General features: G+C 73.1%; 12 protein-coding genes. 9 read left to right on the forward strand and 3 right to left on the reverse strand.

Going from position 1 to position 19,345, the window contains the following annotated elements:
- Positions 1-46: 46 nt before the first annotated feature.
- Positions 47-610, forward strand: coding sequence for an STAS domain-containing protein (locus ACFYPR_RS20170; protein WP_387261524.1), 564 nt, complete (start codon positions 47-49; stop codon positions 608-610).
- Here the strand turns inward: ACFYPR_RS20170 and ACFYPR_RS20175 are convergent.
- Positions 558-1,604: a polysaccharide deacetylase family protein gene (locus ACFYPR_RS20175; RefSeq protein WP_354855747.1), complete on the reverse strand. Its 1,047-nt coding sequence runs from the start codon at positions 1,602-1,604 to the stop codon at positions 558-560. The genes ACFYPR_RS20170 and ACFYPR_RS20175 overlap by 53 nt on opposite strands.
- A gap of 924 nt (positions 1,605-2,528) precedes the next feature.
- Between ACFYPR_RS20175 and ACFYPR_RS20180 the strand changes: the two genes are divergently transcribed.
- From ACFYPR_RS20180 to ACFYPR_RS20190, 3 genes are all read left to right on the forward strand, one after another.
- On the forward strand, positions 2,529-4,559 hold the full coding sequence (locus tag ACFYPR_RS20180; RefSeq protein WP_387261527.1) for a PQQ-dependent sugar dehydrogenase: 2,031 nt from the start codon (positions 2,529-2,531) through the stop codon (positions 4,557-4,559).
- Between the two features lie 215 nt (positions 4,560-4,774).
- On the forward strand, positions 4,775-5,248 hold the full coding sequence (locus ACFYPR_RS20185) for a glycerophosphodiester phosphodiesterase family protein (protein WP_387261530.1): 474 nt from the start codon (positions 4,775-4,777) through the stop codon (positions 5,246-5,248).
- Complete coding sequence (locus ACFYPR_RS20190) at positions 5,221-5,676, forward strand: glycerophosphodiester phosphodiesterase (RefSeq protein ID WP_387261880.1); 456 nt, start codon at positions 5,221-5,223, stop codon at positions 5,674-5,676. Before ACFYPR_RS20185 ends, ACFYPR_RS20190 begins: the two co-directional genes overlap by 28 nt.
- 110 nt (positions 5,677-5,786) lie before the next feature.
- Here the strand turns inward: ACFYPR_RS20190 and ACFYPR_RS20195 are convergent, their stop codons facing one another.
- Positions 5,787-8,108, reverse strand: coding sequence for a BTAD domain-containing putative transcriptional regulator (locus ACFYPR_RS20195; protein WP_355138520.1), 2,322 nt, complete (start codon positions 8,106-8,108; stop codon positions 5,787-5,789).
- A gap of 463 nt (positions 8,109-8,571) precedes the next feature.
- On the opposite strand from ACFYPR_RS20195, the gene ACFYPR_RS20200 reads away from it, so the two are divergent.
- Genes ACFYPR_RS20200 through ACFYPR_RS20215 form a run of 4 tightly spaced genes read left to right on the forward strand, consistent with a single transcriptional unit; the run spans position 8,572 to position 17,522 of the window.
- Complete coding sequence (locus ACFYPR_RS20200; protein WP_387261534.1) at positions 8,572-10,908, forward strand: amino acid adenylation domain-containing protein; 2,337 nt, start codon at positions 8,572-8,574, stop codon at positions 10,906-10,908.
- On the forward strand, positions 10,905-14,192 hold the full coding sequence (locus tag ACFYPR_RS20205) for an amino acid adenylation domain-containing protein (RefSeq protein WP_387261536.1): 3,288 nt from the start codon (positions 10,905-10,907) through the stop codon (positions 14,190-14,192). The genes ACFYPR_RS20200 and ACFYPR_RS20205 overlap by 4 nt, the downstream gene beginning before the upstream one ends.
- Positions 14,189-17,338, forward strand: coding sequence for a type I polyketide synthase (locus ACFYPR_RS20210; RefSeq protein WP_387261539.1), 3,150 nt, complete (start codon positions 14,189-14,191; stop codon positions 17,336-17,338). The genes ACFYPR_RS20205 and ACFYPR_RS20210 overlap by 4 nt, the downstream gene beginning before the upstream one ends.
- Positions 17,331-17,522, forward strand: a complete 192-nt coding sequence (locus ACFYPR_RS20215) for an MbtH family NRPS accessory protein (protein WP_007461660.1) — start codon at positions 17,331-17,333, stop codon at positions 17,520-17,522. Before ACFYPR_RS20210 ends, ACFYPR_RS20215 begins: the two co-directional genes overlap by 8 nt.
- Before the next feature lie 60 nt (positions 17,523-17,582).
- On the opposite strand, the gene ACFYPR_RS20220 is transcribed toward ACFYPR_RS20215, so the two are convergent.
- Positions 17,583-18,602 carry an aldo/keto reductase gene (locus ACFYPR_RS20220; RefSeq protein WP_387261542.1) on the reverse strand — a complete coding sequence of 340 codons (1,020 nt, stop codon included), beginning with the start codon at positions 18,600-18,602 and terminating at the stop codon, positions 17,583-17,585.
- 150 nt (positions 18,603-18,752) lie between these two features.
- On the opposite strand from ACFYPR_RS20220, the gene ACFYPR_RS20225 reads away from it, so the two are divergent.
- Positions 18,753-19,328, forward strand: coding sequence for a TetR/AcrR family transcriptional regulator (locus ACFYPR_RS20225; protein ID WP_354855755.1), 576 nt, complete (start codon positions 18,753-18,755; stop codon positions 19,326-19,328).
- Positions 19,329-19,345: the final 17 nt, after the last annotated feature.

Here is a 19,345-nt window from a genome sequence, read left to right on the forward strand (position 1 = left end):
TCACGCGCCCATCCTGTCCAGGATCTCCAACGGGAGGCGTGTGCCCATGATCGACCGGGTAGAGATGGCGATCCAGCCTCCGCGGGCGACATCGACCCGATTCGCTCGTCGCTACCGGAGTGGGTTCTGGGGCCCGGCTGTCCCGGAACGGCCCTTCTCCGTGGCCCGTTACACCGAGCCCATCAACTCGTCTGCCGCGTTCTCCGCCGACCGGTTGATCGTCGCCCCGGCGGCCTATGTCGACATGGACACCGCCCCGCTGCTGGGGGCGGCGCTGACCAACGCCCTGGACCGCCACCCCGACGTCTGTTGCGATCTCGCGGCTGTCGACTTCTTCAGCGCCGCAGGGGTCCACGTCCTGCTCCTGGCCGCCGACCGGGCGAAGCGGGGCGGCTCCCGCTTCTCGATCAGGGGTGCCGGCGGTATCACCCAGCGTGTACTGCGCATCACCCAGGTGGAGCACCTGTTCGAGCGAATCGCCTCCTGCTGCGAGGCAGTGAAGACGGGCTCTGGTCCTGCGTGGCATCCGGCTGACGCCACGCAGGACCGTCGCGGTGTCAGCCGGCCGTACAGGAGCGGATCTGCGGTCGGGCGCTGCTGTTGCCGTTGAACATCGTGGTGAAGCCGAACGTGTTGCCGCCGCCGTTGGGGCGTACGGTCATGACGTTGCCGCTGCTGTCCCAGGTGGCGCTGCCGTTCCAGATGGTGGAGACCTTCTGCGGCGAGGTGAGGGCGACCACCACGGTCCAGGTGTTGGTGCCGCTGACGGTGACCGAGGTGTTGTACCGGTCACCCCAGACGTTCGTCGTCGTCGCCGTCGCGGTGCAGCTGCCGCCGGACGGCGGCGGGGTCGTGCTGCTGGGCGGGGGAGTCGTGCTGCCCGGTGGCGGGGTCGCGCCGTCGGGTGCGACCGCGCGACCGGTGGACGGCGAGATCATGCCGGGGCAGAGGTTGCGGCTGGTCAGGTTGGCCACGATCTGGCCGATGGCGTCCCGGGTGTTCTGGATCCCGTCGTGCATGAGGATGACCTGGCCGGCCTGGAGGCGGCTGGCGTTCGACACGATCTGGCTGACGCTCGCGCCGTTCCAGTCCTGTGAGTCGACATCCCAGATCACCTGCCGCATCCCGAGCGACGAGGCGACCGACTGGAGGGTCGAGTTGGTTTCCCCGTACGGCGGCCGGAACAGCTGGGGCCGGATGCCGGTCGCGGACTGGATCGCCGAACTCGTCTGGGACAGGTCGGACTGCATCTGGGACTGACTCATCGACGTCATGTGGGCGTGGCTCCAGCTGTGGTTGCCGACCCACATGCCGGCGGCCACCTGTGCCTGCGCCGCCGACCTGTTGTTCTGCACGTTCTGCCCGATGTTGAACATGGTGGCCCGTACGCCGTTGGCGCGCAGCACGTTCAGCAGTGCGCTGGTGCTGCCGGTCGGACCGTCGTCGAAGGTGAGGCCGACGTAGCCGTTGCAGGTGGCGGCGCTCGACGGGGTGGCGGTGGCCACGACGACGATGCCGCACGTCGCGACGGCGGTGGCGAGGATGGACAGCGCCGCACGTAGTCGCCTCGACCGTACGAGCGTGCCAGCGGAGACAGTGCTCATCTGTGCCCCTTCTACCGGTCCGAACGTGCCCCGGTGTGCGGGCGGCATGGTCCGGTCCGGACGTGTGGGTGGTGGGTGGGGAGATCGACCGAAACCCGCCGGAAGCGGGATCGCATCGACCAGAATGGATCGAAGTATTACAGCGAGAATTCCGACGCGTCAACAATTTCCGGAACCCGCGCCGATAGCCACCCGGAGCTGTCCTCGCGTCACCGGACCGATCCGGAGCAGCCGGGATGTCGCCGCAATGGCGATCCGGTGGCTGCGGCGGTGGGGCTGATCGCCTCGGTATTCAGGGCGGCCGGACGGTCGTGATCCGGAAACCTCCCGGAATTCCCGACGGAGATCCGACCAATCAACGAACGGCTTCGCCGAAGCATCCGTTGTGGAGAGATTGATCAGGGCCGTGGCCAGGCTCGACAGTTCGTCAAGTGCGCGGGGGTCGCCAGGCGGCTCCGCAATCTTTCCGGTAAACGTTGACAGTCCGCCGACGTGCTACCAATACTTCCGCCATCGACAGACCTTGACGGGTGTCGATTCGGGTCGCTCGCGGCGACCTGGTCTGCCGGGCGGCGACGGCAGGCGGCCGCACCTTGGCCAACGGTCTCACGCAGGGCGAGCTGACCGCCGGCCGGATCGCCCCGCACGGCGGGCTGGGCGGTCCGGCCGCCGGATCGGATCACCGTGGGCGCCCGCGGTGGTGCCGCGCGTACCGCCCGACTTCGACGACGACCTCGTTGATCGGGTTTGTCCTCGATCGAACGAGATCGTTGACATGTGTCGCGAATCCATCTTTGATGGTCGATGTTGTTTCCTCGTCGGTCCGGTCGGGCGCTGGGTCGTCCGGCGTGGGGTCGGGCCGTTCGATGCCCCGACCTTGGAGGACGGATGCGAACCTTCGCCCGAGTCAGACCACGACGGCTGGTGCCGGCGTTTGCCGCGGCGATGCTGCTGGCCGTGGCGGTCGGCGTGCCGGCGTCGGCCGCGGGCCCGTCGACCGTCGTCGGTGTGGCGTCCGGTCGGTGTCTGGACGTGGTGGGCAACTCACGCACACCCGGCGCCGGCATCAACATCTACGACTGCGTCGGCCAGGCCAACCAGGCGTGGACGTTCACCGCCGCCGGCGAGTTGCGGGTGTACGACGCGACGATGTGCCTGGACGTGGTCGGCCAGGACACGAGCGCGCCCGCCGCGCTGCAGATCTACGGCTGCACCGGCGGCGCCAACCAGCGCTGGCGGATCAACGCCGACGGGAGCATCGTCGGTGTCCAGTCCGGACTCTGCCTGGACGTGACCGGCGGGGGCACCGCCAACGGCACGACGGTCGGTCTCTGGACGTGCAACGGGCAGGCCAACCAGCGCTGGACGTCGTCGCTCGGCAGCACCGACAGTCAGCCACCCACACCGCCCGGCAACCCTCGGGTGAGCGGGCTGACCTGCAACTCGGTGACCTTCGCGTGGAACGCCTCGACGGACAACGTCGCGGTGGCGTTCTACGACATATATCACGATGGCCAGCTCATGACCTCGGTGAGCGGCGGCACCCTGTCGGCCAGCCTCACCGTCGTCCCCGGAGCGAGTTGGGGCCTGTACGTCAACGCGCGTGACGCCGCCGGAAACGTGTCGCAGGCCAGCGCCACCGTGACGATCACGCCGCCGCCTTGCCAGGCCGACACCGTGCCGCCGAGCACGCCGACGCAGCTCACCGGCACCGCGTCGGGGACCACGGTGACCCTGCGCTGGGCCGCGTCGAGCGACAACGTCGGGGTCCGGGCGTACGACGTCTACCGCGGTGGCGTGAAGATCGGCACTGTCACGGGCGCCCCGCCGGCCACCACCTTCACCGACAGCGGCCTGGCGGCGAACACCACGTACCAGTACCAGGTCCTCGCCCGCGACGGGCAGGACAACGCCTCGGCGCGCAGCGGCACCGTCGCGGTGAGCACCGGCGCCACCTGCGCCAACCCGGTGTGCACGGTGCGGCAGGTCACCACCGACACCGACATCCCGTGGGGGCTGGTGACGCTGCCGGACGGCACCGTCCTCTACAACCGCCGCGACGCGCACGACATCATCCATCTCAACCCCACCACGGGGGCGAAGACCACAGTGGGCACCGTGCCGAACGTGCAGAGCACCGACGGTGAGGGTGGCCTGCTGGGTCTCGCGATCTCGTCGACCTTCGCCAGCGACCGGTGGCTCTACATCATGCACACCTCGCCCAGCGACAACCGGGTCGTCCGGATCAAGATGGAGAACGACCGGCTCACCACCGCCAGCGAGCAGGTCCTGCTCAGCGGGATTCGGCGCAACAAGTTCCACGACGGCGGTCGCCTGCGGTTCGGCCCGGACGGCAAGCTGTACGCCAGCACCGGCGACGCGCAGAACGGCGCCTACGCCCAGGACCGCTCCACCCTTGAGGGCAAGATCCTGCGCTTCAACCCGGACGGCAGCGTCCCGGCGGACAACCCGTTCGGCAACTACGTGTGGAGCTACGGGCACCGCAATCCGCAGGGGCTCGCGTTCGACTCGCAGGGCCGCCTGTGGGAGCAGGAGTTCGGCAACTCGATCATGGATGAGACCAACCTGATCACGCGAGGCGGCAACTACGGCTGGCCGGCCTGCGAGGGCACCAGCGGCACCTGCGGCACCGCCGGCTACATCGCGCCGGCCCGCACCTACCCGACCGCCGAGGGCTCCTGCTCCGGCATCGCGATCGTGCGCGACGCGCTCTACGTCGCCTGCGCCCGCGGCACGCGGATGTACCGCGCCGTGATCAGCGGCAGCAGCCTGACGAACGTGCAGACGTACTTCAGTGGCACCTACGGCCGGCTGCGGACGGTGGAGCCGGCGCCCGACGGGGGACTGTGGCTCACCACCACCAACACCGGTGACAAGGACAGCACCCCGAACAACAGCAACGAACGCGTCCTGCACGTCACCCTCGGCAACTAGCGCCCACGTTCGCCGACGGCCACCGCGACGATCCGGTGGCCGTCGGTGAACTCCCGGCGCGGCCGCGCTGCCCGTCAGGTCCGTCGTGTCGCGGCCACGGCCGTCGAGGGTTCGGCGAGCGTTCACACCCCGCTTGTGGCGAGGTCATCGCGCCGGATCGCCTCCCACCTAGCCTCACCAGGGCATCTGCACCTGAAAGAGCTGAGGTTTGCACCATGTCCCTGCGTCACGTTCTGGCGGGCCTTGCCGTTCTGCCCGCGCTCGCCGCTCCGGTGGCCGCGCACGCGTCAACCGTCGACAGCGCCAGCGCGCCGCACCCCCGGAAGACCCATTTCGACCTCCAAGCCCACCGCGGCGGCATCGGCATGACCACCGAGGAGTCGCTGGAAGGCTTCGGCAAGGCGATGCGTCTCGGTGTCACCACACTGGAGCTGGACACCCAGATCACCAAGGACCAGAAGGTGGTCGTCAACCACGACCGCCAGATCAGCGCTCAGAAGTGCGCCGACACCGCACCGGTCACGGCCGGTGACCCGATGTACCCGTACGTCGGCAAGTACATCAAGGACCGGGCGCGCCCGAGCAGACCGCGCCTCGCGAGCTGTTCGTCCGGCGGGTCTTCGAGGAGATCCACTCCTCCGGCATCGAGAAGCAGGTCACCATCCAGTCGCTCGACTGGGGCGCGCTGAGCCAGATGCACCGGCTCGCGCCGAAGTGGCCGCTGGTGGCCCTCACGAACTACGACTTTCTCCAGGTCGGCCAGCCGGGCGCGTCCCCCTGGCTGGGCGGGATCGACGCTGACGACTACGACGGTGACTTCGTGAAGGCCGCCGCGGCCATTTCCGGCGTCACCGCCCTGTCGCCCAACTACGGATTCCCCCAGAACGGGACCATCAGCGACCCGAACTTCCGCTTCTACCCGGACGCGACCATGGTGGCCGAGGCGCACGCCCGGGGCCTGAAGATCATTCCGTGGACCTGCGACGACCCGGCCACCGTGTCCGCGCTGATGGACATGGGCGTCGACGGGATCATCACCAACTACCCCAACCGGGTCCGGGCGATCATGGCCGAGCGTGGCATGCGGTTGCCGAAGAGCTACCAGCCCCGCCACTGACCCGCACGCCCGATCCGGGGCCGGTCCCGTGAGCCGCCTGGCGTGCTCGCGGGGCCGGTCCCGTGCGGCGGGCCTGCCCCGGCGCGGCCGGCGACGGTCGGCCGGCCCGGTCAGGCCGGATGCTCAATGAGCCTCCTCGGATTCCCCGTCCGCTGCGCGGGGACGCCGGTCTGGCGGTGGGCGCCGCCCAACTCCGTCGTCCACGGCCGGGTCTGCGCGGCCGGCGCCCGCCACCGGGTCAGTGCCCCGGCCGACGGCTCGGCGTGCTGCCCGCCGCCGGCCCCGGCGGGCCCCGCGTCCGGGTCGGTCGCCTCGCCGCCGGCCGGCGCGATGCCCAACTCCCGCATCCGCTCGACGTACGTGCGATAACGCCGCTGCGCCTCGCCGTGCCGCCCGGCCGCGCGCAGCACCTGCACCAACTCCAGGTGGGCGTCCTCGTCGTAGGGGTCCCGGTGCACCAGCCGCATCAGGTAGACCAGCTTCTGGTCCGTGTCCGAGGCGTGCTGGGCCAGAGCCCGCAGCACGCTGGTGTGCGCGACCTGCGCCTCCTCCCGCAGCGGCTGCGCCCAGTCCTCGTACGGGTCGTCGGCGAGGAAGTCCCCGCCGTACAGCTCGTCGGCGCGGACCAGCGCACGGGCCGTGTCCGGGTGTCCGCCCCGCAGGGCGACCTGCGCCTCCTCGGCGGCGGTCAGGAACGTCTCGACGTCCACGTCGATCACGTCCAGGTCGATCGCCACCGAACCCCGGTCGGCCAGCACCGCGCCCCGGCCGCTGGTGCGGCGTCCGGTGCCGAGCACCCGGCGCAACGTGGACAGCAGCACCGACAGCCGGTTCGCGGTCCGCGACGGCGACTCGTCCGGCCAGAGCAGCTCCATCAGCCTGGCCCGGGGCACGGCGCGTCCCCGGTGCGCGACGAGGATCTTCAGCAGGTCCCGTGCCTTCTTGGACTGCCACTCGCCGTACGGGACGACGGCGCCGGCCCGGAACACCCGGAAGTCGCCAAGCGTGTGGATGACCACCGCCGGTACGCGCAGCGTGATCGCGGTGAGCCCGTCGGCGACGCCCGGGTCCAGGCGTACCCCGCAGCGGCGCAGCTTCTGCTCGGCGCCCTCGGCGCCGCGGCGGGCCTGCCGTCCCTGTAGCCGGGCGGCGATCAGCTGGACGGTGGCCTCCTCGGCCGGGTCGCCCAGTTCCCGGCAGAGCGCGGCGGCGTCGTCGAGCAGCCCGGCGGACGCGCGCGGGTCGTCCGCCGCGAGCACGGTGAGCTGGAGCGCCTCGACGAGGGTGGCGCGTCGCCGCCCGACGGTCGCGCCGGTGCGGGCCTCGGCGGCGTCGAAGTGGGCGGCGACGGTGTCACCGCGCAGCAACGCCACCCAGCCGCGGGCCAGCAGGGCGTACGGCCGTTCGGGCTCCCGGGCCATGGTGACCGCCCGTTCGGCGAGATCCTGCGCGGCGCACAGGTCGTCGGCCGCGCGGATCCGCGCCAGCTCGGCCAGGACCCAGGCGGTCGAGACGATGCGCGGCTGACCGCTGCCCACCGCGGCCAGAGCGCTCTCCAACGCCTGCCGGGCCTGCCGCGGCTCCCGCCGGCGGCGGTGCACCATCCCGAGGGCGGCCAGCGAGATCGCCTCGTCGGCGGCGACTCCCGCCAGCTCCCGCAGGCGAAGCCCTGCGGCGCCGTCGGCGAGCGCCTCCTCCAACCGGCCGAGCTGACACTTCGCCACTGCGGTGAGGGTCAGCGCGTACGGCTCGAAACCGGTGTCGCCCGCCACCTCGGTCAGTCGGACGGCAGCCTCGGCGTGCCGCAGCGCGTCGGCGGCGTCGCCGGCCCACAGCAGGTGGCCGGCCAGGTCCAGGTGGACCATCAACCGGAACAGGCCGGCGTCCGCGCGGCGCAGCCCGTCGGTCGCCTCCACACGCCCGCGGGTCGCCGCCGCGTCGCCGGTGGCGGCGGCGAGCAGCACGACCACCCGGGCGTACGCCTGGTGGGCGGTCGGGACGCCGCACGCGTGGGCGGCACGCGCCGCTTCCTCGACGTCGGTGCTGGCGCGCTCGATGTCGTCGTCGAGCAGGTGGTGCACCGCCGCGTGGCAGTACAGCTGCACGGCGTGTGGGCCGGTCGCGCCGATCGGCGCGGTCGCCAGGCGGGCCGTCGCCAGGTGTGGTTCCCCGGCGAGGTGGTGCCGCAGCGCCGCGCGCCAGATCTCCGCGACCGGTGCGTCGGCCGGGTCGGGTGTCGCGGCCAGCAGGTCGGGCTGGGTGGCGAGCCACAGGTGCGCGGCCGCGCGGTCACCGGCGGAGGCGAGGCGGCGCAGCGCCCGACCCGGGTCACCACCCGTAGGGTGTCGTTCTGCGGTCGATGCCTCGTCCCCACCTTCGCTGCGAGCCGGCGTCGACGGGCGCCAGGCATGGTTGACATTGTCTCCGGACATTCACCGCTCCTGTGTTCTCTCGTGGAGGCTCAGGCGAGCGAAGAGACAACCGGGCACTACGAGTCGTCGCCCCCGGCGTGGCTTCCCCCCGGGCCCGATCATTGTCTTCATCGAGCGGCATCGCCATAACCAAAAGAGTCGGTGTACTTACTGACTGCAATGCGCTATCGGCATAAACGCGCACTCAGGTTTCCCTCAGACCGCCGCAACGGCACCCGAACGGCCCCTACAAGCAACTGGCACGGGCGCGGTCCAGACTTCCCGGCATTGCGTGTCGCCCGCCGATCGGAGCTGAGATCCGATGACCGAACAGACAGTTTTCCCTGGCCTTTCCGCCTTTTGGGAACGGCAGCTCACGGACCTCCCGGAGCCGCCGGACCTGCCCTTCGCGCCACCGACCGCCCCTGCCGGGGAAGCCCGTGCGGATCTGCCATGCGACTCGGTCGAGCCGCAGGTCAGCTCGTTGGCCGGCCTGTTCGCGCTGCTGCACCGTTGGGTCGGCGGCCGGGACCTGCTCGCCGAGACGCCGGCCGCGCCGACCGGCCCGGGACGCTGGCTGCCCGTGCGGGTTCGGTTGCCCGAGGATCCCACGTGGACCGAGCTGCGGGACCTGGTCCGAACGGCTCTGCGCGAGGCCCGGGAGCACGACGCGGAATTGCCCGAAACGGTTCCCGACTATCGGCCGGTGGTATCGATTAGCTCCGATCAGGCGCCCCCCGGTTATCGGGGTGCGGTGCGGCTGCTGATCGACGACACCGACGAACGCCCGGCGGCCACGGTGAGCCACCACCCACACGCGACGTCGATCGGGGCGGCGTTGGCCGTGCTGCTCGCCCGGGCGCAGGAGCGGCCCGGAGCGCGCCTGTCCGACCTCCCGCTGCTCGACCCGGCGACGGAACGGCAGGTGGTGATCGACTGGAACGCCACCGACACCGCCTACCCCCGCGAAAGGTCGGTGCCCGACCTGTTCGCCCAGTGGGTCCGGCAGACCCCGGACGCGCCCGCGCTGCGCGACGGCGAGACGATCCTCGCCTACCGGGAGGTGGACCGGCGTGCCAACCACCTGGCGGAGCGTCTGCGCCGGCTGGGGATCGGCGCCGAGACGCTGGTCGGCATCTGCCTCGCCGACACCACCGCCTGGGTGATCGCCGCGCTGGCGACGCTCAAGGTCGGCGCCGCGTACCTGCCGCTGGACCCCGGATACCCGCCGGAGCGGCTGGCGTTGATGTGCCGCGACGCCACACCGGGAGCGATCCTGCACACCGCCGCGCTGGCCGACCGGCTCCCGGACGACGACACGCCCCGGATCGTCGTGGACCGGCTGCCGGCCGACGACGGCCCGGCGGACCCGCCGGCGGTGACCATCCATCCCGACCAGCTCGCGTACGTCATGTACACGTCGGGCTCCACCGGCCACCCCAAGGGCACCGGGGTCAGCCACCGCAACATCGTCCGGCTGGTCCGCGACACCAACTTCGTCGACGTACGCCCGGACGACGTGATGGGACAGGCCGCCACGATGTCGTTCGACGCGGCGACCCTGGAGGTGTGGGGCGCCCTGCTCAACGGCGCCTGCCTGGCGGACCTGGACATCAACGACGTGATCGTGCCGGACCGGTTGCGCGCCCGGCTGCGCGACACCGGCGTGACGATGATGTTCCTGGCCACGTCCGTGGCCCGGCAGGTGGCGACCGAGGCGCCGGACGCCCTGGCCGCGCTGCGCTACCTGACGTTCGGCGGCGAGCAGGCCGACCGGACGGCAGTGGACCGGCTCCGGGCGGCCTGCCCGGACACGACGCTGGTCAACGGGTACGGCCCGACCGAGGCCACCACCTACACCACGACGTACGACTGCGCCCGGCTCACCGCCGCGGACCCGATCGTGCCGATCGGCGGCCCGGTCGCCAACACCCGGGTGTATGTGCTGGACCGGCTCCTGCAACCGGTGCCGCCGGGCGTGCTCGGGGAGCTGTTCATCGGCGGGGACGGGGTGGCCCGCGGCTACCTCGGCCGCCCCGACGCGACCGCCGAGAAGTTCGTGCCCGACCCGTTCGGGCCGCGCACCGGAGGTCGGCTCTACCGCACCGGCGACGTGGTCCGGCAACGCCCGGACGGGTTGATCGAGTTCGTCGGCCGCTCGGACCACCAGGTCAAGATCCGCGGGTACCGGGTCGAGCCGGGCGAGGTGACCGAGGCGCTACGCGCTGGCGGGCTGCTGCGGGACGCGATCGTGCGCGCCGACCGCGACGCCGCCGGGGACGCCCGACTGGTCGCGTACGTCGTGCCCGACGACGGGGTGCGCGTCGAGGCGGTCCGGGAGCGGGCCCGCGAGCAACTGCCCGACCACCTGGTGCCGGCCCTGTTCGTGGTGGTGCCGCGGCTGCCGCTGAACCGCAACGGCAAGGTGGACGTCGCGGCGCTGCCCGCGCCCGACACGGCCGCGACGGGCGACGGTGACGCATCTCCGCGGACACCCACCGAGCGGGCGGTGGCCGAGATCTGGCAGGACGTCCTCGGCGTGCCGGTGCGCCGCCGCGACGACGACTTCTTCGACCTCGGCGGGCGGTCCCTGAAGGCGACCCGGGTCCGCTCCCGGCTCGCCGCCGCGATCGGCGCGGAGGTGCCGCTGCGGCTGATCTTCGACCATCCGACCGTGGCCGGGCTGGCCGCCGCAGCCGACGAGATCAGCGGGGTGCCGGTCGAGCCCACCGAAGCGGCCCTGCCGGTCGCGTCGGACGGGCCGCCACCCGCCGACCTCGCCGGCCTGCTCGACCAGCTCGAACAGGGGATCGCCCGATGATCGGAGCCCTCACGCCCGAGCAGTTGCGCCAGCGCGTGGACGCCCTGCCGCCCGAACGGCGGCGGGCGTTCCTCGCCGCGATCCGCGCCGACGGCGACCGGTACGGCGTCCACCCGCTCACCGCCGCCCAGGAGTGGATGCTGCTGCTGGCGCAGCTCCGCCCGGACAGCCCGGCCTACCACGTGCCGTACCGGGTGGACCTGCGCGGCGACCTGGACGTGGCCGCGTTGCGCGGCGCGCTCGACGAGGTCGTGGCGCGGCACGAGGCGCTGCGCACGGTGTTCGTGCCGCTGGACGGGCAGTCGTACCAGCTGGTCCTGCCGCCGACCGGTCTGCCGCTGGTGGTCGAGGACGTCGCGCCGGAGCGGATCGACGAGTACGCCGCCGCCGAGGCGGTACGTCCCTTCGACCTGGCCCGGGGGCCGCTGGTGCGGGCCACCCTGTGCCGCACCGGCCCCACCGACTTCGCGCTGCTGCTCTCCCTGCACCACGTGGTGTGCGACGGCTGGAGCATGGGTCTGCTCTTCGAGGAGCTGTCGACGGCGTACGCGGCCCTGCGGGAGGGGCGGCGTCCGGCGCTGCCGCCGGTGCCCCGGGACGTACCGGCCGCGCTGGCCCAGGACCGACTGCTCGGCCCGACCGAGCTGGCCCGGCGGCTGGACTGGTGGCGCGACGCGCTGACCGGTGCGCCGCCGGGGCTCGACCTGCCGACCGACCGGCCCCGCCCGGCCGAGCTGGAGGACGCCGGCCACGAGATCGAGTTCTCCTGGCCACCGGAGCTGGCCGACCGGGTCGCCGAGGCGGGCCGCCGCACCGGCGCGACGCCGTACATGATCTTCGCGGCGGCCTGGGCGGCGTTGCTGCACCGCCGAAGCCAGCAGCCGGACCTGCTGATCGCCACCCCGGTGGCGAACCGGCAGACGCTCGACAGCGAGACCGCGGTCGGCTTCTTCGTCAACACCCTGGTGCTGCGCAGCCGGGTCGACGGTCAACTGACCTTCGCCGCGCTGCTGGATCGGCTGCGGGACTCCGCGCTGACCGCGCTGACCGACCCGGTGCCGTTCGACGCCCTGGTGCAGGAGCTGCGCCCGGTCCGCGACGCCGGCCGTCACCCGCTCGCCCAGGTGATGTTCGCCGTCGAGGACGGCTGGGAGCAGCGGCTGACCCTGCCCGGGGTGAACGTGCTGGCCAGCGGTGAGACGCACACCGGCACGTCCATGTTCGACCTGACGCTGACCGTCATCCCGTACGAGGGACGCATCGACGGGCGGATCGAGTACCGGACGCGGCTCTTCGACGAGTCCACCGCCCGGGCGCTCGCCGACCAGCTCGACACCCTGCTCACCGCCGCGCTCGCCGCCCCGGACACCCCCGTGGACCGGCTGCCGCTGCTCGACGTGCCCGCCGGACGGGAGCTGGTCGACCGCTGGGCCGCCACCGCGCCCGCGCCGCAGGGCCAGCCGAGCCTGGGTGAGCTGGTCGCCCGCCGGGCCGCGGCGGCACCGGAGACGGTCGCCCTGGCGTACCGCGATCAGGCCCTGACCTACCGGGAGCTGGACGCGCGGGCCGACCGCCTGGCCCGGACCCTCGCCGCCCGGGGCGTGCGGGCCGAGACGACCGTCGGGGTCTGCCTGCCCGCCGGCCCGGACTGGGTGGTCACGTTCCTCGCCGTACTCCGGGCGGGTGGGGTCTACCTGCCCCTGGACCCGCAGTTGCCGGCGGCCCGGCTGGCGCACCTGCTCGCCGACTCCGCCGCCGCCCTCGTGGTCACCACTGCCGACGCGGAGTTGGCGCTGCCCACCACCGGCGTGCCCCTGCTGCGCCTCGACGAGCGGCCGCCGGCCGGCGACGCCGCGCTCCCGACGGCAATCCACCCCGACGCCGCCGCCTACCTGATCTACACGTCCGGCTCGACCGGGCTGCCCAAGGGCGTCCTCGGCACCCACCGGGGGCTGAGCAACCTCGCCGCCGCGCAGGCCCGGCTGGTCGGCGTCCGGGCCGGCGACCGGGTCCTGCAGTTCCACTCGATCAGCTTCGACGTGGCGCTGTCCGATGTGGTCACCGCGCTCACGGCGGGCGCCACGCTGCGCCTGCTCGGCCCGGACGAGCGCACCCCTGGCCCCGACCTGGCCGCCGCGCTCACCCGGCACCGCGTCACGGCGGCCGACCTGCCGCCGGTGGTCCTCGACGCGCTGGACCCCGCCGCAGTGCCCGACCTGCGGATACTCACCGTCGGCGGCGAACCCTGCGCCCCGGACGTCGCCGCCGCCTGGTCGCGCGACCGGCTCCTGATCAACGGGTACGGCCCCACCGAGGCCACCGTCACCGCCACGGCCGCCCACTGCGCGGCCACCGACACCGAGCTGCCGATCGGCCGGCCGCTGACCGGGGTACGTGCCTACGTGCTCGACACCGAGCTGCGGCCGGTGCCACCGGGGGTGCCCGGCGAGCTGCACCTCGGCGGGGCCGGGGTGGCCCGCGGCTACCACGGCGACCCCGCGCTCACCGCCGGGCGCTTCCTGCCCGACCCGTACGCGCCGACACCGGGGGAGCGGATGTACGCCACCGGCGACCTGGTCCGCTGGCGTGCCGACGGGCAGTTGGTCTTCCTCGGCCGGGCGGACAACCAGGTCAAAATCAACGGCTATCGGATCGAGCTGGGTGAGGTGGAGGCCCAACTGCGGCAGTGCCCGGGGGTGCGCCGGGCCGCCGCCGTGGTGCGGACCGACGTGCCCGGCGGTCGACGACTGGTCGGCTACCTCGTCGGCGACGGGTTGGCGATCGACGAGCTGCGCCAGAGCCTGCTCCGGCGGTTGCCCCGCTATCTCGTGCCGAGCGCCTTCGTGGTGGTCCCCGACCTGCCGGTGACGTCCAGCGGCAAGCTCGACCCGTCCCGGTTGCCCGCCCCCACCGTGGCCCGCGCCGACCTCGGCGCCGCGTACGTGGCACCCGACGGCGCTGTCGAACGGGCCATCGCCGACACCTGGCGGCAGGTGCTCGGGCTCGACGACGTCGGCGCGGACGACAACTTCTTCGACCTGGGCGGCACGTCACTGCTGCTGGCGCGGGTGCAGACCCGGCTCACCGAACGGCTGGGCCGACCGGTGCCCGCCGTCGAGCTGTTCCGCTATCCGACCATCGCGCTGCTGGCCCGGTTCCTCGACGGCACGGCCGCCCCGACGACCGCACCGGCCGGTGGCCGGCGACGAGACGAACGCAAGCAGGCGCTGGCCGACCGGGCCCGCCGGGCCCGCCCGGTGCCGGCGGGGGAGGGACGAGCGTGACCGACCAGGAGACCGGACTGGAGATCGCCATCGTCGGGATGGCCGGCCGCTTTCCCGGCGCCGCCGACATCGACGAGCTGTGGCAGCGGATCCTCGCCGGGGAGGAGACCATCACCCGGTTCACCGACGCGGAGCTGGCTGCCGCCGGCCTCACCGAGGAGGAGCGGCGGCACCCCGACCACGTGCCAGCGCACGGCGCGCTGGCCGACATCGACCGGTTCGACGCCGGCTTCTTCGGCTACTCGCCCCGCGACGCCCGGCTGCTCGACCCGCAACAGCGGCTCTTCCTGCAGACCGCCTGGACCGCCCTGGAACGCGCCGGTCACCTCGCCGGGAACCCCGACCGGCTGGTCGGCGTGTACGCCGCCGCCGCGGCCAGCGGCTACCTCCTGCACCACCTGTTCCGCAACCCGCGGCTCGACTCGGTCTCCGAGTACGAGCTGATGCTCGCCAACGACAAGGACTCGCTGCCCACCCGGGTGGCGTACCACCTGGACCTGCGTGGACCCGCGGTGGCGGTGCAGACGGCCTGCTCGTCGTCGCTGGTCGCCGTGCACCTCGCCGCGCAGGCGTTGCTCGCCCGCGAGTGCGACGTCGCGCTCGCCGGCGCCGCGCACGTCCTGCTGCCCACCGGCACCGGCTACCGGCACGAGGCCGGCGGCATCATGTCCCGCGACGGGCACTGCCGCCCGTTCGACGTGCGCGCCACCGGAACCGTGGGAGGCGACGGCGCCGCCGTGGTCGTCCTGCGCCGGCTGGCGGACGCCCGCGACGACGGCGACACGGTGTACGCGGTCATCCGCGGCTCCGCGATCAACAACGACGGCCGGATGAAGGTCGGCTTCACCGCGCCCGGTGTGGACGGTCAGGTCGCCGCGATCCGGGCCGCCCAGGAGGTGGCCGAGGTCGACCCCGCCACGATCGGCTACGTCGAGGCGCACGGCACCGGCACCGAGCTGGGCGACCAGATCGAGCTGCGCGCCCTGGCCGAGGCGTTCCGGGGCGCAGATGCGAGCCCGGGCGCGGACGGCGGTCGGGGCACCGACGGAGGCCGGTGCGCGCTCGGCTCGGTCAAGTCGATCCTCGGTCACCTCGACGTCGCCGCCGGGGTGACCGGGCTGATCAAGGCCGCGCTGGCGCTGCATCACCGGGTGGTGCCGCCCAGCCCGTACTGCACCGACCCGCATCCCGAGCTGGCCGGCGGGCCGTTCCACGTGCCGACCACCGCGCAGCCCTGGCCCGACCTGGGCACGCCGTCCCGTGCGGCGGTCAGCTCCTTCGGCATCGGCGGCACCAACGCCCACGTCGTGCTCCAGGCCGCCGAACCGGCAGAGCCGAGCGCCGGGGACGGCCCGTCCGCGCATCTGCTGGTGCTCTCCGCCCGGGACGCCGACGCGCTCGACCGGGCCCGCGACCAACTCGCCACCCACCTGAGCGAGCACCCCGACGTGCCGCTGGCCGACGTCGCGTACACCCTCGCGCGCACCCGACGGGAGTTCGGCCACCGGCTCGTCACCGTCGCCCGTGACGCCACGACCGCCGCCGCCCAGCTCGCCGACCGTGACTCGACGCTGGTCCGCACCGGCGTCGCCACCGGCACGCCGGCCGGCGTGGCGCTGCTCTTTCCCGGCCAGGGCGCGCAGTACGCCGGGATGGGCCGCACCCTCTACCGCACCGAACCGGTCTACCGGGCGGCCTTCGACCGCTGCGCCGACCTGCTGCGCCCGCACCTCGACGTGGACCTGCGCGCGCTGCTCTGCCCACCCGGCGACGCGGTCCCGGCCGCGCCCGAGCTGGACGAGACCCGGCTCACCCAGCCGGCCCTGTTCGCCGTCGAGTACGCCCTCGCCGAACTGCTGCGCCACCAGGGCGTACGTCCGGCCGCGATGGCGGGGCACAGCCTCGGCGAGTACGTGGCCGCCTGCCTGGCCGGTGTCTTCACCCTGCCCGACGCGCTCGCCACCGTCGCCGTCCGCGGCCGGCTCATGCAGGCCCAGGCACCGGGCTCGATGCTCTCGGTGGCCCTCGGCGTCGACGAGGTGACGGCGCTGCTGCCCGCCGGAGTGGAGGTGGCCGCCGCCAACGCGCCGCGCCTCACCACCGTCTCCGGCGAAACCGCCGCCGTCGCCGCGCTCGCCGCCGACCTGCGCGGGCGCGGGGTGGCCTGTCGGGAGGTGCGCACCTCCCACGCGTTCCACTCGGCCGTGATGGACCCGGCCCTGGCCGGCTTCGCCGCGCACCTGCGGGAGGTCCCGCTGCGTCCGCCCACCCTGCCTGTCGTGTCGAACGTGACCGGCGGCTGGCTCACCGACGACGAGGCCACCGACCCCGACTACTGGGTGCGCCAGCTGCGCCGTCCGGTCAACTTCACCGCCGCGGCCACCCTGCTGCTCGGCGAGCGGTACGCGGTGCTGGAGGTCGGCCCCGGTCGCACCCTGGCCACCCTCGTCCGGCAGCACGACGCCGCACGGGGGGTGCCGGTGGTGACCAGCCTGCCCGCCGAGCGCACGCCGACCGGCGAGGACGACGCCGTCGCCCGGGCCGTCGGCCGGCTCTGGCTCGCCGGGGCCCCGGTGCGCTGGCCCGACGGCCGCGCCGACGGACGACGTCGGGTACCCCTGCCCACGTACCCGTTCGCGCGTGACCGGCACTGGGTCGACGCGTACCGGCCGGGAACCGTTGCCCCCGACGAGGTCACCCCGGTCACCGCGCCGCCGCCACCGGCCCCGGCCGGATCGGTGACGGCGGGATCGGTGGCGGCGACGGCCTCGACGGGGTACGAGCCGTACGAGGTGGTGCGGCGGATCTGGGTGGACCTGCTCGGCGTCGACGAGATCGGCCCCGACGACGACTTCTTCGAGCTGGGCGGGCACTCGCTGCTCGGCACCCGGGTGGTGGCGCGACTGCGCGACGCGCTCGGCGTCGATCTGCCGCCCGCCGCGATCTTCGAGTCACCCACGCCCGCCGCGCTGGCCCGTACCGTCGCCGCGCTGGCGGGGCCCGCTCCCGCCGTACCCCCGGTGATTTCCCCGCCCACGGACGGCGACCTCACCGACCTGCTCGCGGAGATCCGGGCGCTGTCCCCGGAGAGTCTCGCTCGCGAGCTGCACCTGGCCCGACACGAGGAAGGCAACCCCGATGGCTGACGAACACCGCGTGGTGGTCAACGACGAGGAGCAGTACGCCCTGTGGCCGCGGCACAAGGAGGTGCCGGACGGTTGGCGGGACGCCGGCTGCGCCGGCAGCCGCCAGGAGTGCCTGGACTTCGTGACGCGCACCTGGACCGACATGCGTCCCCGCAGCGTCCGCGAGCACCTGGCCGCCGGCTGAGCGACCGGTCACCGGCCCGCCGAGCGGCGTCGGTGACCCAATGACGTGCCCGCGCCGGGCTCAGCGACGGCGCAGGGCCGGGTCGAGCAGGGCGGGCGGGGTGTCGAACTTCTCGTGTGCGGCGAGGTCGACGCCCGGCGCGACGATCGCGTCGATCGCGTCCAGCACGTCGGCGGAGAGCACGGTGTCCGCGGCGGCGAGCTGGGAGTGCAGGTGGTCGATCGTGCGGGGACCGATGATCGCGCTGGTCACGGCCGGGTGCGCGGTGACGAACCCGAGCGCGAGCTGGATCATGGTGAGGCCGGCCTCGTCGGCGACCTTGGCCAGTTGCTCGACGGCGTCCATCCTGGCCTGGTTGGCCGCGAGTGCGGTGTCGAAGCGCTCCGGCAGAAGCGTCGACCGGCTGGTGGTGATCTCCCGGCCCGCCCGGACCGCGCCGGAGAGCCAGCCCGAGGCGAGCGGGCTCCACGCCAGCACGCCGAGGCCGTACTGCTCGGTCACGGGCAGGACGTGGGTCTCGATCCCGCGTTGCAGGATCGAGTAGCTGGGCTGTTCGGTGACGTAGCGGCTCAGGCGGTGCTCCCGCGCGGCCCACTCGGCCTGCACGATGCGGTACGCGGGGAAGGTCGACGAGCCGAAGTAGCGGATCTTTCCGGCCCGCTGCAGGTCGGTCAGCGCCGACAGCGTCTCCTCGTCGCTGGTGGTCGGGTCCCACCGGTGGATCTGGTAGAGGTCGACATGGTCGACGCCGAGGCGGCGCAGGCTGTTGTCCAACTCGGTGACGAGCCAGCGGCGTGAGCTGCCCCGGTGGTCGCGCCTGTCGCCCATCGGCATGCCGGCCTTCGTGGCCAGCACGATGTCGTCGCGGCGGCCGGTGATCGCCCGGCCGACCATCTCCTCCGACTCGCCCTGGCTGTACATGTCGGCGGTGTCGATCAGGTTGACCCCGCCCTCCAGGGCGGCGTCGACGATCGCGGTGACCTCGTCCTGGCTGGTGCGTCCCAGCTTGCCGAAGTTCATGGCGCCCAGCACGAGTGTGCTGACCTGGACGCCGGTGCGACCCAAGGTGCGGTACTGCATGGTTGTTCCTCCGTGCTCAAGGGGCGTGGTTGGCCGTGGCCCACCTGCTCTGGCATCCTGAACAAGTGGAACCATGTTCCGCTAACCAATATACGGAACACTGTTCCGTTTGCCAACAGTGATCATGGGAGGTCGGGCGCAGTGGCCGACATCGACAGCGGATCGACGTCACCGCGACCGCGGAAGCGGGCGGATGCGCGGCGCAACGAGGCGACGCTCCTGGACGCCGCCGCCGCGGCCTTCGTCGCGTCCGGCGTCGACGTGCCCGTTCGCGAGATCGCCGCCACGGCGGGCGTCGGCGTCGGCACGATCTACCGGCACTTCCCGACGCGGGCGGACCTGATCGTGGCCGTCTACCGACACCAGGTCGAGGCGTGTGCCGAGGCCGGGCCGACGCTGCTGGCCGCCAGCGGCACCCGGTACGCCGCCCTCGCGCGGTGGATCGACCTCTTCGTCGACTTCCTGGTCACCAAGCACGGTCTCGCCCAGGCGTTGCAGTCCGACAACGTCGCCTTCCAGGCTCTGCACGGCTACTTCCTCGACCGGTTGGTGCCGGTGTGCGCCCAACTGCTCGACGCGGCCGCGGCGGCGGGCGAGATCCGCACCGACCTGAGCCCCGTCGAGCTGCTGCGCGGCGTCGGCAACCTCTGCATCGGCGCGGGCGACCCCCGCTACGACGCGCGCCGGATGGTGGAGATCCTCATCGCAGGGCTGGGCGTCCGGTAGCCACCGTCGGCACCGTC

Origin of the sequence: Micromonospora sp. NPDC005254 (genome assembly GCF_042872525.1) — a bacterium.
Classification (GTDB): domain Bacteria; phylum Actinomycetota; class Actinomycetes; order Mycobacteriales; family Micromonosporaceae; genus Micromonospora.

Coding starts and splice junctions, on each gene's coding strand:
- ACFYPR_RS20170 (WP_387261524.1), top strand. CDS start 47: ATGATCGACCGGGTAGAGATGGCGATCCAGCCTCCGCGGGCGACATCG.
- ACFYPR_RS20175 (WP_354855747.1), bottom strand. CDS start 1,604: ATGAGCACTGTCTCCGCTGGCACGCTCGTACGGTCGAGGCGACTACGT.
- ACFYPR_RS20185 (WP_387261530.1), top strand. CDS start 4,775: ATGTCCCTGCGTCACGTTCTGGCGGGCCTTGCCGTTCTGCCCGCGCTC.
- ACFYPR_RS20195 (WP_355138520.1), bottom strand. CDS start 8,108: ATGTCCGGAGACAATGTCAACCATGCCTGGCGCCCGTCGACGCCGGCT.
- ACFYPR_RS20205 (WP_387261536.1), top strand. CDS start 10,905: ATGATCGGAGCCCTCACGCCCGAGCAGTTGCGCCAGCGCGTGGACGCC.
- ACFYPR_RS20215 (WP_007461660.1), top strand. CDS start 17,331: ATGGCTGACGAACACCGCGTGGTGGTCAACGACGAGGAGCAGTACGCC.
- ACFYPR_RS20220 (WP_387261542.1), bottom strand. CDS start 18,602: ATGCAGTACCGCACCTTGGGTCGCACCGGCGTCCAGGTCAGCACACTC.